Origin of the sequence: Mesorhizobium sp. M8A.F.Ca.ET.165.01.1.1 (assembly GCF_004792065.1) — a bacterium.
In the GTDB taxonomy this organism is placed as follows: domain Bacteria; phylum Pseudomonadota; class Alphaproteobacteria; order Rhizobiales; family Rhizobiaceae; genus Mesorhizobium.
Genome location: NZ_SRTH01000010.1, coordinates 155,620 through 168,051, shown reverse-complemented (window position 1 = coordinate 168,051; position 12,432 = coordinate 155,620). Strand labels below are relative to the sequence as shown.

The 12,432-nt window shown below is 64.6% G+C and carries 15 protein-coding genes; 8 read left to right on the top strand and 7 right to left on the bottom strand.

The window, feature by feature from the left end; translation table 11 throughout:
- Positions 1 to 25: 25 nt before the first annotated feature.
- Entirely contained in the window at positions 26 to 1,117 is a 1,092-nt protein-coding gene (locus EN808_RS24205; RefSeq protein ID WP_135917066.1) for an LLM class flavin-dependent oxidoreductase, read from the bottom strand.
- Positions 1,118 to 1,338: 221 nt separating this feature from the next.
- On the opposite strand from EN808_RS24205, the gene EN808_RS24200 reads away from it, so the two are divergent.
- Complete coding sequence (locus EN808_RS24200) at positions 1,339 to 1,767, top strand: DUF6481 family protein (RefSeq protein ID WP_127873285.1); 429 nt, start codon at positions 1,339 to 1,341, stop codon at positions 1,765 to 1,767.
- 163 nt (positions 1,768 to 1,930) lie between these two features.
- Here the strand turns inward: EN808_RS24200 and sugE are convergent, their stop codons facing one another.
- Complete coding sequence (sugE, locus tag EN808_RS24195) at positions 1,931 to 2,245, bottom strand: quaternary ammonium compound efflux SMR transporter SugE (protein ID WP_127873286.1); 315 nt, start codon at positions 2,243 to 2,245, stop codon at positions 1,931 to 1,933.
- Between the two features lie 200 nt (positions 2,246 to 2,445).
- Positions 2,446 to 2,571, bottom strand: a complete 126-nt coding sequence (locus tag EN808_RS37655; RefSeq protein WP_127278273.1) for a hypothetical protein — start codon at positions 2,569 to 2,571, stop codon at positions 2,446 to 2,448.
- A 251-nt stretch (positions 2,572 to 2,822) separates the two neighbouring features.
- Here EN808_RS37655 and EN808_RS24185 point away from each other — a divergent pair, with 251 nt between their 5' ends.
- Together EN808_RS24185 and EN808_RS24180 are read left to right on the top strand one after the other, a co-directional pair.
- Positions 2,823 to 3,782, top strand: coding sequence for a cation diffusion facilitator family transporter (locus EN808_RS24185; RefSeq protein WP_135917065.1), 960 nt, complete (start codon positions 2,823 to 2,825; stop codon positions 3,780 to 3,782).
- Positions 3,783 to 3,896: 114 nt separating this feature from the next.
- Positions 3,897 to 4,301: a GFA family protein gene (locus tag EN808_RS24180; RefSeq protein WP_135917064.1), complete on the top strand. Its 405-nt coding sequence runs from the start codon at positions 3,897 to 3,899 to the stop codon at positions 4,299 to 4,301.
- A 245-nt stretch (positions 4,302 to 4,546) separates the two neighbouring features.
- Here the strand turns inward: EN808_RS24180 and EN808_RS24175 are convergent, their stop codons facing one another.
- Positions 4,547 to 5,800 (bottom strand): DNA recombination protein RmuC, encoded by a 1,254-nt coding sequence (locus EN808_RS24175; protein WP_135917063.1) that lies wholly within the window; start codon positions 5,798 to 5,800, stop codon positions 4,547 to 4,549.
- Positions 5,801 to 5,903: 103 nt separating this feature from the next.
- Here EN808_RS24175 and def point away from each other — a divergent pair, with 103 nt between their 5' ends.
- The 4 genes from def to truA are packed head-to-tail and all read left to right on the top strand — an operon-like array spanning position 5,904 to position 8,669.
- Positions 5,904 to 6,434 carry a peptide deformylase gene (gene def, locus EN808_RS24170; RefSeq protein ID WP_135917062.1) on the top strand — a complete coding sequence of 177 codons (531 nt, stop codon included), beginning with the start codon at positions 5,904 to 5,906 and terminating at the stop codon, positions 6,432 to 6,434.
- A 5-nt stretch (positions 6,435 to 6,439) separates the two neighbouring features.
- On the top strand, positions 6,440 to 7,393 hold the full coding sequence (gene fmt, locus EN808_RS24165; RefSeq protein WP_135917061.1) for a methionyl-tRNA formyltransferase: 954 nt from the start codon (positions 6,440 to 6,442) through the stop codon (positions 7,391 to 7,393).
- A complete protein-coding gene (locus tag EN808_RS24160) occupies positions 7,390 to 7,896 on the top strand; it encodes an N-acetyltransferase (protein ID WP_127280837.1) in 507 nt (168 codons plus the stop codon). The genes fmt and EN808_RS24160 overlap by 4 nt, the downstream gene beginning before the upstream one ends.
- Before the next feature lie 23 nt (positions 7,897 to 7,919).
- Positions 7,920 to 8,669, top strand: a complete 750-nt coding sequence (gene truA, locus EN808_RS24155) for a tRNA pseudouridine(38-40) synthase TruA (protein WP_127873290.1) — start codon at positions 7,920 to 7,922, stop codon at positions 8,667 to 8,669.
- A gap of 30 nt (positions 8,670 to 8,699) precedes the next feature.
- Here truA and EN808_RS24150 read toward each other — a convergent pair whose 3' ends face one another.
- Positions 8,700 to 9,332, bottom strand: a complete 633-nt coding sequence (locus tag EN808_RS24150) for a transporter (protein ID WP_135917060.1) — start codon at positions 9,330 to 9,332, stop codon at positions 8,700 to 8,702.
- A 5-nt stretch (positions 9,333 to 9,337) separates the two neighbouring features.
- On the bottom strand, positions 9,338 to 10,531 hold the full coding sequence (gene dapE, locus EN808_RS24145; RefSeq protein WP_127873291.1) for a succinyl-diaminopimelate desuccinylase: 1,194 nt from the start codon (positions 10,529 to 10,531) through the stop codon (positions 9,338 to 9,340).
- Positions 10,532 to 10,655: 124 nt separating this feature from the next.
- On the opposite strand from dapE, the gene EN808_RS24140 reads away from it, so the two are divergent.
- Positions 10,656 to 11,699 (top strand): 2-dehydropantoate 2-reductase, encoded by a 1,044-nt coding sequence (locus EN808_RS24140; protein WP_135917059.1) that lies wholly within the window; start codon positions 10,656 to 10,658, stop codon positions 11,697 to 11,699.
- Here the strand turns inward: EN808_RS24140 and EN808_RS24135 are convergent.
- A complete protein-coding gene (locus EN808_RS24135; RefSeq protein ID WP_135917058.1) occupies positions 11,599 to 12,375 on the bottom strand; it encodes a hypothetical protein in 777 nt (258 codons plus the stop codon). The genes EN808_RS24140 and EN808_RS24135 overlap by 101 nt on opposite strands.
- Positions 12,376 to 12,432: the final 57 nt, after the last annotated feature.

Here is a 12,432-nt window from a genome sequence, read left to right as displayed (position 1 = left end):
TTCATGCGATGCAAAGATTTACCCTTCAGACAATCGAGTCGGCGCCGGAGAAATCCAAGCCCGCAGGCGCCGCCACGGCCGGCACGGATTTCGCCGTTTCCTTGCGCACGATCGGCGCCACCTTGGTGCCATAAAGCTCGATCGCCTTCATGATCTTGGCGTGCGGCATGGTGCCGATCGCCATTTGCAGCAGGAAGCGGTCGTTGCCGAAAATCCTGTGCTGGGCGACGATCTTTTCCGCCACCTGCTCCGGATTGCCGACGAACAGCGCACCATCGGGACCACGCGACTGGTCGAAATGCGCGCGCGATGTCGGACCCCAGCCGCGCTCACGGCCGATGCGGTTCATCACCTCGGCTTGCGGGCCGTAGAAATCGTCCGCCGCCTGCTCGGTCGTGTCGGCGATGAAGCCATGCACGTTGATGCTGGTGGCCAAGCCTGCCGGATCGCTGCCGGCGCGCTTGGCTGCATCACGGTAGAGGTCGAACAGCGGCGCGAAGCGCGCCGGTTCGCCGCCGATGATGGCAAGCGCCAGCGGCAGGCCGAGCGCGCCCGCGCGGGCTGCCGATTGCGGCGTTCCGCCAATCGCGATCCAGACCGGCAGCCTGTCCTGGAAGGGTCTGGGATAGACGCCGCGATCGTTGATCGGCGCGCGCAGACTGCCCGACCAGGTCACCTTCACCTGATCGCGGATGGCAAGCAAAAGGTCGAGCTTTTCGGCGAACAGCTCGTCATAGTCTTCGAGGTTGTAGCCGAACAGCGGGAAGGATTCGATGAACGATCCGCGCCCGGCCATGATCTCGCCGCGGCCGCCTGACAGAAGGTCGAGCGTGGCGAATTGCTGGAAGACGCGTACCGGATCGTCGGAGGAGAGCACGGTGACAGCGCTGGTCAGTCTGATGCGCTTCGAACGCTCCGCCGCCGCGGCCAAAGCCACGACCGGCGCCGAGGCGGCATAGTCGGGCCGATGGTGTTCGCCGAGGCCAAAGACGTCGAGGCCAACCTGGTCGGCCAGTTCGACCTCCTCGATCAGGTTGCGCAGCCGCTCATGCGGGCCGATGGCGCCGGGACCCGGCACAGGGCTCACATCGGCAAAAGTGTAGAGGCCGAGTTCCATTTGAATGTCATCCCAGTGTGTTGATTGTCGCCCTAGAGGTAGCGACGCGTCCGTCGCGCCGCCAGAGGGTGGCTGGTGAACAGTGCATGTCGATTTCGGCCGGAAATGCGTCTCCCCGGTGCAACATCCCGGAATTTCATGGCTGCCATACCGTTTTGGCGCTTGAACTCCCGGTTTTCACGCGTATGTAAGCCTCGCGAATAGACTTCAAGGAAGTGGACTTGGCTATCTACAGGGAAAAAGACATTTTCGAGCGGCGCAATGCCGCGACCGAGGCAAAGAAGGCGCTTCTGGAGCGCTTCAAGTCAAAGCCGGCAGCAGACGATCCCGCGGTGCTGGCACGACAGGCCGAACGCAAGGCAATTCTTGCGGCACGTGAGATCCGCGAGGCCGAAAAGGCCAAGCTGAAGCAGGAAAAGCTGGCGCGCGAGGCGATCGAGAAGGCCGAGCGTGAGGCAGCAGCTGAAGCGGCGCGCATTGCCGCCGAAGAGGCAGCGGAGGCGGAAGCAAAGCTTCGGGAGGCTGAAGAGAACGAGCGTATTGCTCGCTTGCTTGCCGATGAAGCCGAGCGCAAGGCAAAGCGCGACGCGCGCTACGCAGCACGCAAGCAGCGCACCGGCAGGACTCCTCCCGGCTTTACGGGTCGCTAAGAGCGCACTCGCCTCGACGGATGACCAACAAGGGACGCGCCAAGGCGCGGCCCTTTTTTCGCTTGTCCATGTCGCCGACCGGAAGCCCCTGCATCCGGGATGTCGGCTTGGACATCCGGGGATATCGGCTCGGTCGATGTCGCCCGCCGGCGGACAAGGCCGTTCAGGCCGCGAATTTCAGCCCCATGATGCCGCAGACGATCAACGCGATGCAGCCGAGCCTGATCGCCGTGGCGGGCTCGCCCAGCAGCCAGATGCCGAGCAGCGCCGTGCCGACGGTGCCGATACCGGTCCATACCGCATAGGCGGTGCCGACAGGCAGCGCCTTCAGCGCCAGGCCGAGCAAGGTGAGGCTGACGATCATCGACGTGACCGTGAGCACGGTTGGAACCAGCCTGGTGAACCCGTCGGTGTATTTGAGGCCGATTGCCCAGCCGATTTCGAACAGGCCGGCGAAAAACAGAAAAGTCCAGGACATCGCAACGCTCCATCGGAGCATCCAGGCTTCCGGCCTTGGCTGCTCACTCGACAATGGCGGGTCGTCCCGGCCGAATTTTCGGAAAGTGCGAGGTCGTCCCCGCGCCATCGATATAGGGCTGTCCGAATGCCCGATCAACACGTGCCGGCGGCATTGTCGAATGCCGCCGGTGAAATCCCGCCGCGCCGGGTTGCCGGGACTTACTTTTCCTTGAGCCTCATTGCCTTGACCGGCGGCGCCTTCAGGGCCGGAGCGGCTACAGGCTTCTTGGCGTCTTTCTTCGGTTTGCGGGCTTCCTTGCCTGCCTTCATCGCACCTTTAGCCATGATTCGTTCCTCCAGTTGCGGGAAACGGAGTGAAACAAGACAAGCGTCTCTAGGCAAGGGGCTGTTTCCGTCCCGCCACCACTGCCAGTGCCCGTATCAACCGCTTTTCCGGCCCCCAATGGCCTCGGGCGGGCAACGCCGAGGCCTGAACGGATCGACGGGTTATGCGTTCAGGATGGATATGGAGCTTCAGCGCGCGGGTGGCTAAGCTCCCCGGCACAAGCTCGCGAGTATCGGAGGCGGCGAGGAAGATGGCAGGGCACGGCGGCTCCAGAACGGTCATCTATGCGGCGCTTGCCGGCAATCTCGCCATAGCGCTGACCAAGTTCGCCGCCGCCTTTTTCACCGGCAGTTCGGCAATGCTGTCGGAAGGCGTGCACTCGCTGGTCGACACCGGCAATGGCGGCCTGCTGCTTTACGGCATGCACCGCGCCGCGCGCCCTGCGGACAGTACGCATCCGCTCGGCCATGGCCGCGAACTCTATTTCTGGAGCTTCATCGTCGCCCTGTTGGTCTTCGCGCTGGGCGCCGGCGTGTCGTTCTACGAGGGCGTCGTCCACATCTTGGCGCCGGAGCCGGTCTCCAACGTCAAGGTGAACTATATCGTTCTGGGCCTGTCCTTCCTGTTCGAAGGCAGCTCCTGGCTGGTGGCACTGAAGGAATTCCGCAAGCAGAAGGGAAGGCAAGGCTGGCTGCGGGCCGTGCAATCGAGCAAGGACCCAAGCGTCTATACGGTGCTGTTCGAAGACAGTGCCGCGCTGCTCGGCCTGACCGTCGCCTTTGCCGGCATCCTGGCGGCGGAGATTTTCGAGATGCCCGAACTTGACGGCGCCGGCTCGATCGGCATCGCGCTCATCCTCGGCGCGACGGCAATCTTCCTGGCGCGTGAAAGCAAGGGCCTGCTCATCGGCGAGCCGGCCTCACCCGAGGTGCAGAGGAAGGTACTGGCGATCGTCCAGCAGGATCCGGCGGTGCAGCGGGCGAACGGTGTGCTGACGGTGCATATGGGACCGGAAGAGATCGTTGCCGCCCTGAGCGTCGAATTCGAGGACCATCTGGCGGCGCCGGAGATCGAGGCCTGTGTCGAGCGCATCGAGGCGCGGCTGAAGAAGGAAATGCCTGAAATCGCGCGGCTGTTCGTCAAGCCGCAGACGTCAGGCACCTGGGAAAAGCGGCGCAAGGTGATCGAATCCGCGTCAGGAGAAAGTTGAGCATGACCCCGAAACCCTCTTCGTGATCATGCCCTGGCCTCTGGACCAGCGCCGCGCCGTTGCCTCGCATCCCCGCGTCGCTAAGATCAGCCGATCGATTTTGGAGGAATGACGATGAAGATAGACGGCGGCTGTCATTGTGGTGCCATCACCTACGAGGCGGAGGTCGACCCGGAAAAGACCTCGATCTGCCACTGTACCGATTGCCAACAGCTGACCGGTACGGCCTTTCGCGTCACCGTTCCCGCGCCGCAGGATCACTACCGGATCACCAGGGGCGCGCCGAAAATCTATATCAAGACCGTGGCGAGCGGCGCCAAGCGCGCCCAGGCTTTTTGTGCCGACTGCGGCTCGCACCTTTATGCGACATCGGTCGGCGACGGTCCGAAGGTCTATGGGATCAGGGTCGGGACCTCGCGGCAGCGTCAGGACCTGGTCCCGAGACACCAGAAATGGCACCGGTCGGCGCTGCACTGGCTTCCGGAATTCGAGGGCATGACGACGGTGGAAGAGCAGTAGGGTTAGTAGGCTCCCACAAGACCTCTGCGATTAGCGAAGCCTCCTATCGCTTCGTCATCCTCGGGCTTGACCCGAGGATCCATGCCGTGACCTTGCCGAAGGATGCCGTGGAACGGAATTCTGCACTGTTGCGGCGCGCCGCGGTCGCGGCATGGATTCTAGGGTCTGCGCGCGTCGCTCCGCTCCTTGCTCCGCCCTAGAATGACGATGGGATAGACGCTTCGCTAATCTCTGGCGTCGAGCGACTACTCTCCATCTTCGACAACCCTCAGCCTCAGCTGTCCCGTCTTGGAATCAGCCACGCGCGGTGCGGCCTCCACCTTGGCGGGGGCGCCGTGTGGGACGTCGGGCTCGCCTTCTCCGAACTCCAGCGCCTCGATCTTCTGGCCGCGCTTGGTCACTTTCGAGGTCGAGACGAGGATGTCTTCGATGTCCTTGGCCGACTGGCCGAAATGGCCCTGCAATTTGCGCACCCGCTCGTCGACGCGCTGGACATCTTCCATCAGCCTGATGACTTCGCCCTGGATCAGATGCGCCTGCTCGCGCATGCGGGCATCCCTGAGGATCGCCTGGATGACCTGGATCGACAGCATCAGCAGCGAAGGCGAGACGATGATGACGCGGGCGCGGTGCGCCTTCTGCACGACCGCCTCGAAATTCTCATGGATTTCGGCGAACACCGATTCCGACGGCACGAACATGAAGGCCGTGTCCTGCGTCTCGCCCTGGAGCAGGTATTTTTCCGAAATGTCGCGAACATGGACCTCGATGTCGCGGCGAAAGGCCTGGGCCGCGACCTTCTGCAGGTCGGCGCCGTCGGCGGCGCGGATGGCATTCCATGCTTCCAGCGGAAATTTGGCGTCGATGGCAAGTGACGGCGCGCCGTTCGGCATTTTCACCAGGCAGTCCGGCCGGCTGCCGTTCGACAGCGTCGCCTGGAATTCATAGGCCCCATGCGGCAGGCCGTCGGCGACGATCGCCTCCATGCGCGACTGGCCGAAGGCGCCGCGGGTCTGCTTGTTGGAGAGGATCGCCTGCAGCTGCACGACCTGGCCGGCCAGCGACTGGATGTTGCCTTGCGCGGTGTCGATGACCGCCAGCCGCTCCTGCAGTTTCGCCAGGCTCTCATGCGTGGATTTGGTCTGCTCGGTCATGGTCTGGCCGATGCGGCCGGTCATGGCGTCGAGGCGCTGGCCGATCGATTGCGTCAATTCGGCCTGCCGGGCGCCGAACACTTCGGCGATGGCCCCCATGCGGCCCTGCATTTCAGCCTGCGACTGCAAAATACCAGCCATGCGTGTCTCGGCGTCGCGGGCATGGTCGGCGGCCTCCGCGGCGGCGACCCCGCGCGCCTTGGCCGACCGCCACAGCGCAACGACGAGCGCCACGAACAAGCCGAGAAACAGCAAGGCGCCGAAGGCCAGCGCGTGACCCAGCGTGATTGTCGAGGCGCCGAGCCGTACGACAGGCTCCGAAAAGATGGTGCTGAGATCATTCATGTGGACAGCATAGCCGATTCGGCGGGCTGGCACAGATCAAAACGTGAACGAGGCTCAGGCGCACCGGTTGACGCCTTTCCTTGGAGGTCTTAGGTGAAACGCCATGCCGATCAAGCCGCTCATCATCCTTCCCGACCCCATCCTGCGCCAGGTTTCCAAGCCGGTGGAGCGCGTCGACGCGTCCTTGCGCAAACTGGCCGACGACATGCTGGCGACCATGTATGACGCGCCCGGCATCGGGCTGGCGGCAATCCAGATCGGCGAACCGCTGCGCATGCTGGTGATCGACCTTGCCAAGGAAGACGAAACGCCGGCGCCGCATGTCTTCATCAACCCGGAGATTCTCGAAAGCGCCGACGCGCGGTCGGTCTACGAGGAAGGCTGCCTGTCGATCCCGGATTACTATGCCGAGGTCGAGCGCCCGGCTTCGGTGCGGGTCAAATATCTCGACCGCGACGGCACGCTGCAGGAGATGGAGGCCGAGGGCCTGATGGCGACCTGCCTGCAGCACGAGATCGACCACCTCAACGGCGTGCTGTTCATCGACCATATCTCCAAGTTGAAGCGCGACATGGTGGTGAAGAAGTTCAGGAAGCTCGCCAAGGACAAGGCGCCAGGCAAACTGGTGGGATAGGGGAAATGCCCCTTCGTGTCATCTTCATGGGTACGCCGGGGTTTTCGGTGCCGACGCTGCGCGCCATTGCCGAAGTGGGACATGATGTCGCCGCCGTCTACACGCAGCCGCCGCGCGCCGCGGGCCGGCGCGGGCTCGAGCTGACGCCGTCGCCGGTGCAGCGCGAGGCCGAGCGGTTGGGTATCGAGGTGCGCACGCCGGCATCGTTGAAAGGCGAGACCGAACAGGCCGCCTTTACAGCGCTTGGCGCCGATATCGCCGTGGTCGTCGCCTATGGTTTGCTTCTGCCCAGGGCGGTTCTGGAGGCACCCCGGCTCGGCTGCATCAACGGCCATGCATCGCTTTTGCCGCGCTGGCGCGGCGCCGCCCCCATCCAGCGGGCCATCATGGCAGGAGACCTGGAAAGCGGCATGATGGTGATGCGCATGGAGGAGGGCCTGGACACCGGACCGGTGGCATTGCTTGAAAAATGCGCCATCGACCCCGATATGACAGCCGGCGATCTGCATGATCGATTGATGAGCGTTGGCGCTGCCCTGATGGTGGAAGCGCTGGCACGGCTGGAACGGAATACCCTGACATTTACCGCGCAAGCGGCCGAAGGGGTGACTAACGCCAGGAAAATCGATAAATCCGAGACGCGCGTGGACTGGACGCGGCCTGCGGCCGATGTCCACAATCACATTCGTGGCCTGTCGCCCTTTCCCGGCGCCTGGTCCGAAATTGAATTTGGCGGCCGCATGGAACGGCTGAAACTGCTTCGCTCGACGCTGTCCGAAGGCCTGTCGCCTTCGGAAGATTTGGGCGAGTCGGGAGGAATTCTCGATGACCGGCTGACGGTCGCCTGCGGAAAAGGCGCGATCAGGCTGGTCGAAGTTCAACGTGCGGGCGGAAAGCCCGCCGCCGCGTCGGAATTCCTGCGCGGAGCCAAGATCGAAAAAGGACTGAAATTCTCATGAGCATGATGTCGATACGCGCGGCGACGCCGCGGGACCGCGAGGCCATCCGCCTCGTCGAGGAACACGCTTTCGGCCAGCAGGCGGAGGCCGGACTGGTCGACGCGCTGGTGACCGGCGGTGATGCCGTCGTCGAACTGGTGGCGGAAGAAGACGGCCAGGCCGTTGGCCACATCCTGTTTTCGCGCCTGTTCGTGCAGAACGGCGGCAAGAGTTTTGCCGCCGTGGCGCTTGCCCCGCTGGCGGTGGAGCCGTCTTTTCACGGCTCCGGCATCGGTGGCGCGCTGATCCGCGAGGCCCATATCCGGCTCAAGGACGCTGGCGAGACACTGGCCGTTGTGCTTGGTGATCCGGCCTATTACGGCCGTTTCGGCTATAGCCACGCCCGGGCTGAAAAGTTCGACAGCGAATACCAAGGCGAGGCGCTGCAGGCGCTGGCCTGGGGCGACGCACCCGAAGCCGGCAGACTGGTCTACGCCTCCGCCTTCACCGCTCTCGCCGCCTAGGCGAGAGCGTATAGCCGACCGGCATGCCGCGTTTTCGCCTCGACATCGAATATGACGGCAGCCTGTTTGCCGGCTGGCAGCACCAGGCCGATCAGCCTTCGGTGCAGCAGGCGATCGAACAGGCGATCGAGAAATTCTGCGGCGAGGCGGTCCGGCTGCGCGCCGCCGGCCGCACCGATGCCGGCGTGCACGCCACCGCGCAGGTGGCGCATGTCGACCTTGCCAAGGCGTGGCCCGACGACAAGGTGCGCGATGCCATCAATGCGCATCTGCAGGCGGCGGGCGCGCGCATTGCCATCCTGAAAGCTGCAGTCGTTTCCGACGACTTCGATGCCCGTTTCTCGGCCACCGGCCGGCACTATCTCTACCGTGTCCTCAATCGGCGCGCGCCTTCGGCACTGGAACAGGGCAAGGTGTGGTGGGTGCCGAAGCGGCTCGATGCCGCCGCCATGCACGAGGCGGCGAAGCTCCTGCTCGGCCGGCACGACTTCACCACTTTCCGCTCCACCCAGTGCCAGGCCAACAGCCCGGTCAGGACGTTGGAGCGGCTCGATGTCAGCCGAACGGGTGACGTGATCGAGGTGAGAGCCTCGGCGCGGTCCTTCCTGCACAACCAGGTGCGCTCCATGGTCGGCTCGCTGAAGCGGGTCGGCGACGGCGGCTGGACATCAGGCGACCTCAAGGCCGCGCTCGAGGCGCGAGACCGCGCCGCCTGCGGCCAGGTGGCGCCGCCCGATGGGCTTTTCCTGATAGGCGTCGATTACCCCGGATAGACACCAACTCTGCCCTGGTAGAACCGGGCTCTACCCCGGATAGAGTCCCGAGAGGCTCTGAGCCCCGACATCGTCTGGCACGGCGATGCCGAGCAGCATCTGCAGCCCGAACAGCACCAGCAGCGAAGCGATGAACATGCCGACGAAAACGGCGGTGCCGATGGCCGCGCCCTTGCCGATCGTGGCATTGGTCATGCGCCAGGTCAGCACCATCGACAGGGAAAATAGGAGCAGCGACACAAGGCTCGAGACCTGGCTTGTCGATGACAGGAAAAGCCTGATCAGCGCCGAGGGCAGCATCAGCCAGGCGGTGATGGCCGAGGCCCAGTTGCTGGCGACGACATAGTGGACGAAGCGCCCGCCAATGCCGGCGCGCGGCGCCACCAAGGCGAGCGCGACCAGCGGCAGCACCCAGGAGCCGATATCGACCGTCGCCAGCCGCACCAGCATGGAGAAGCGGCCGGCGAAGGCATCGGGATCGCCGATCTGGTTGGCGATGCCGACCCAGCCGACGATCAGCGCCGGAGCCGCGATGATGATGGCGAAGAACGAATTCCAGAAGCCGTCGGCCGACAGGTCGAGCAGGCGCAGCCCATCGGCCTTGCCGAGCATCAGCCGCCAGGCGCCGGTCAGCGAAGCTTGGGTTTCGTCCGCCGAAAGCATGCCGGTCAGCCCTGTCCGAACCAGTCGTCGATGAAGCGCTGGTAGATTCGCGTCAGCGTTTCCAGATCGGCAATGGCGACGCGCTCGTCGACCATGTGCATGGTCTTGCCGACCAGGCCGAATTCGACCACCGGGCAATAATCCTTGATGAAGCGCGCATCCGATGTGCCGCCGGAGGTGGACAGCGCCGGCTTTTTGCCGACCACCGCACCAACGGAGCCGCTCAGCGTCTCGACCAGCCTGTCGTCGCGGGTCAGGAAGACATGGCTCGGCCGGTCGCGCCAGACGAGGTCATAGTCGACCGGCGTCTTCTTGCCTGGCCTGTACTTCTTGCGCCCCGCCGCCTGATCGAGGCGGTTGTGGATTTCGGCCTGGACCGTCTCGGCCGTCCAGCTGTCGTTGAAGCGGATGTTGAAGGTGGCGGTCGCCTTGGCCGGAATGACGTTGGTGGCCGGGTTGCCGACATCGATGGAGGTCACCTCCAGATTGGTCGGCTGGAAATCCTTCGTGCCCTTGTCGAAGACCGGGTGCAGCAAGGCATCCACCAGGCTCATCAGGCCGCGCACCGGATTGTCGGCAAGCTGCGGATAGGCGGCATGGCCCTGGCGGCCATTGACGGTGATGCTGCCCGACATCGAGCCGCGCCGGCCGATCTTGATCATATCGCCAAGCGTGTCCGGATTGGTCGGCTCGCCGACGATCGAGGCGTCCCATTTCTCGCCTTTCGATGCGGCCCATTCGAGCAGCTTGACCGTACCGTTGATGGCAGGCCCTTCCTCGTCGCCTGTGATCAGCAACGACACCGAGCCCTTCGGGCCGCCATTTGCCTCGACATGGCGCGCCACCGCGGCGATGAAGCAGGCAATGCCGCCCTTCATGTCGACAGCGCCGCGGCCATACATCTCGCCATTGGCGATCTCGGCGGCGAAAGGCGGGTGCGTCCAGGCGGCTTCGTCGCCGACAGGCACCACGTCGGTATGGCCCGCGAACATCAGGTGCGGGCCGTTGCCGGAGCGCCGTGCATAGAGGTTCTCGATATCCGGCGTGCCCTCCTCCGAGAACACTGGCCGGTCGACCAGGAAGCCGAGCGGTTCCAGCATCGCCTCCAGCGCGCTCAGCGCGCCGCCTTCGGCTGGTGTCACCGAGGCACAGCGGATGAGAGAGGCGAGGTTTGCGGCGGGATCAGTCGGCAGCGTCATGGCAAAAGCGATAGTCGAAAGCGAAAGGCCTGTCACGGCCAGACGTAGGGGCCAGCCCCATGGCCGACGATACCGCCGACATTATGGTTTTCATGTCGTATAGTCGACCGATGCGGAGCAAGAGATGGAAAACGGGGAAAAGAGGATCGTCATTGCCGGCGCCGGCAGCATTGGCTGTTATGCCGGCGGCTGCCTGGCACTCGCCGGGCGGCAGGTTGTCCTGCTCGCCCGACCGCGCATCGAGGCAGCGCTGCGGCAGGGCGGATTGCGCGTCAGCGACCTCAAGGGCCGCGATCGACTGATCAAGCCGGAATCGTTCGCCGTCACCGTGGATCCCGCTGTCGCCTTGCCGGTGGCCGATGTGATCCTGGTTACAGTCAAGAGCGGCGCGACGCAGGATATGGCGGCCCTAATCAAGGCCCATGCCCGTCCCGATGCCGTGGTGGTGAGCCTGCAGAACGGCGTCGACAATGCCGACAGGCTGCGCGCGGCGCTTGGCCGGCAAACGGTGCTGGCCGGCATGGCGCGGTTCAATGTCGTGCAATCGCCGGACGGCGAACTGCCGCTGCGCGTCCACCGTGCCAGCGACGGCAAGGTAATGGTTGAAGATGGGGACGCCGGCCTTGCCGGCCTTCTCGACGTCGAAGGCCTCGCCGTCGAAGCGCATGGCGACATGAAGGCCGTGCTGTGGGGCAAGCTTCTGATGAACCTGAACAATGCGCTGGTGGCGCTGTCGGGCCTGCCGCTGGCGACCGAACTCGCCGACAGGCGCTGGCGGCTGATCCTCGCCGGCCAGATCGATGAGGCTCTCCGGGCGATGAAGGCCTCGGGCATCGAGCCGGCGCGCATCGCCGGCCTGCGCCCTGCGCTGCTGCCGAAGGTGCTCAGGCTGCCCGACTGGCTGTTCAAGCTCTTGGCGCGGCGCATGCTGGCGATCGACCCCGAGGCGCGTTCGTCGATGTGGGATGATCTGCGGCGCGGCCGGCCGACCGAGATCGACGACCTGCAGGGTGCTGTCTTGCGGCTCGCCGAAAAAGCCGGCACGCAGGGGCCGACGGTCCAGCGGGTCAGCGCCTTGGTGCGCGCGGCGGAAGCCGAGCGGCTTGGCTTGCCGGGCCTAGTGCCGGAGAAGGTTCTGGCGCCGCCGGCCGGCCGTCGATCAACGTGATCTTCTGCCAGATCTTGCGCGACAGGTTGGACGCCAGGTTCTCGATGTCGTTGACGCCGTCGATGACGACGGCGTCATTGACGGACTGGGCGAACAGCGCCGCGATCTTGCCGGTGATCGACAGCATTTCGGAGCAATAATCGAGATAGCGCGCGAGATCGGCGGCATTGGTGATGCGGGCCGGCGAATGTGAGGTCGGCTTGAAACTGGCCGACAGCGCCGCCGGATCCTTGGTCAACTGGTGCATGTCGATGACGTGGATCAGCGAACGCAGGCCGTGCAGCTGGCGAAACACCTGCTTGCGCTTGATGCGCTCCTCTGTGCGGATCAGGGCAAGGAAACCGAGTACGGCGAGGATGATCATGTTGATCGTGGCTTCGATGCCTTGCACCGACTGCACCGCGTCGTCGGCCTGGGAGATGTGAATGAGCGGCAAGATGGTGCCGACGAACAGGAAGATCAGCGCGCCCGCGATCACGGCGGCGACGATGATGCCGCGCAGCCACCAGATCGGCGCTTCCAGTGCCTTAGCGGCCTTGGCCAGATCGCGCGACAGCGACACCAGTTCGGCGGCGACGCCGCGCAGCCCGGCGTCCGGGAAACGGTCGGCGACGCGGCCTTCAAGCCGCTCGGCGGTTTCGATGATCAGTTTCGGATCAAGCGTGCGGTAGCGCATGGCGAGATATCCGATCGGTCCCTAGAACATGATGCCGAAAAGTGCGGAGCGGCTTTC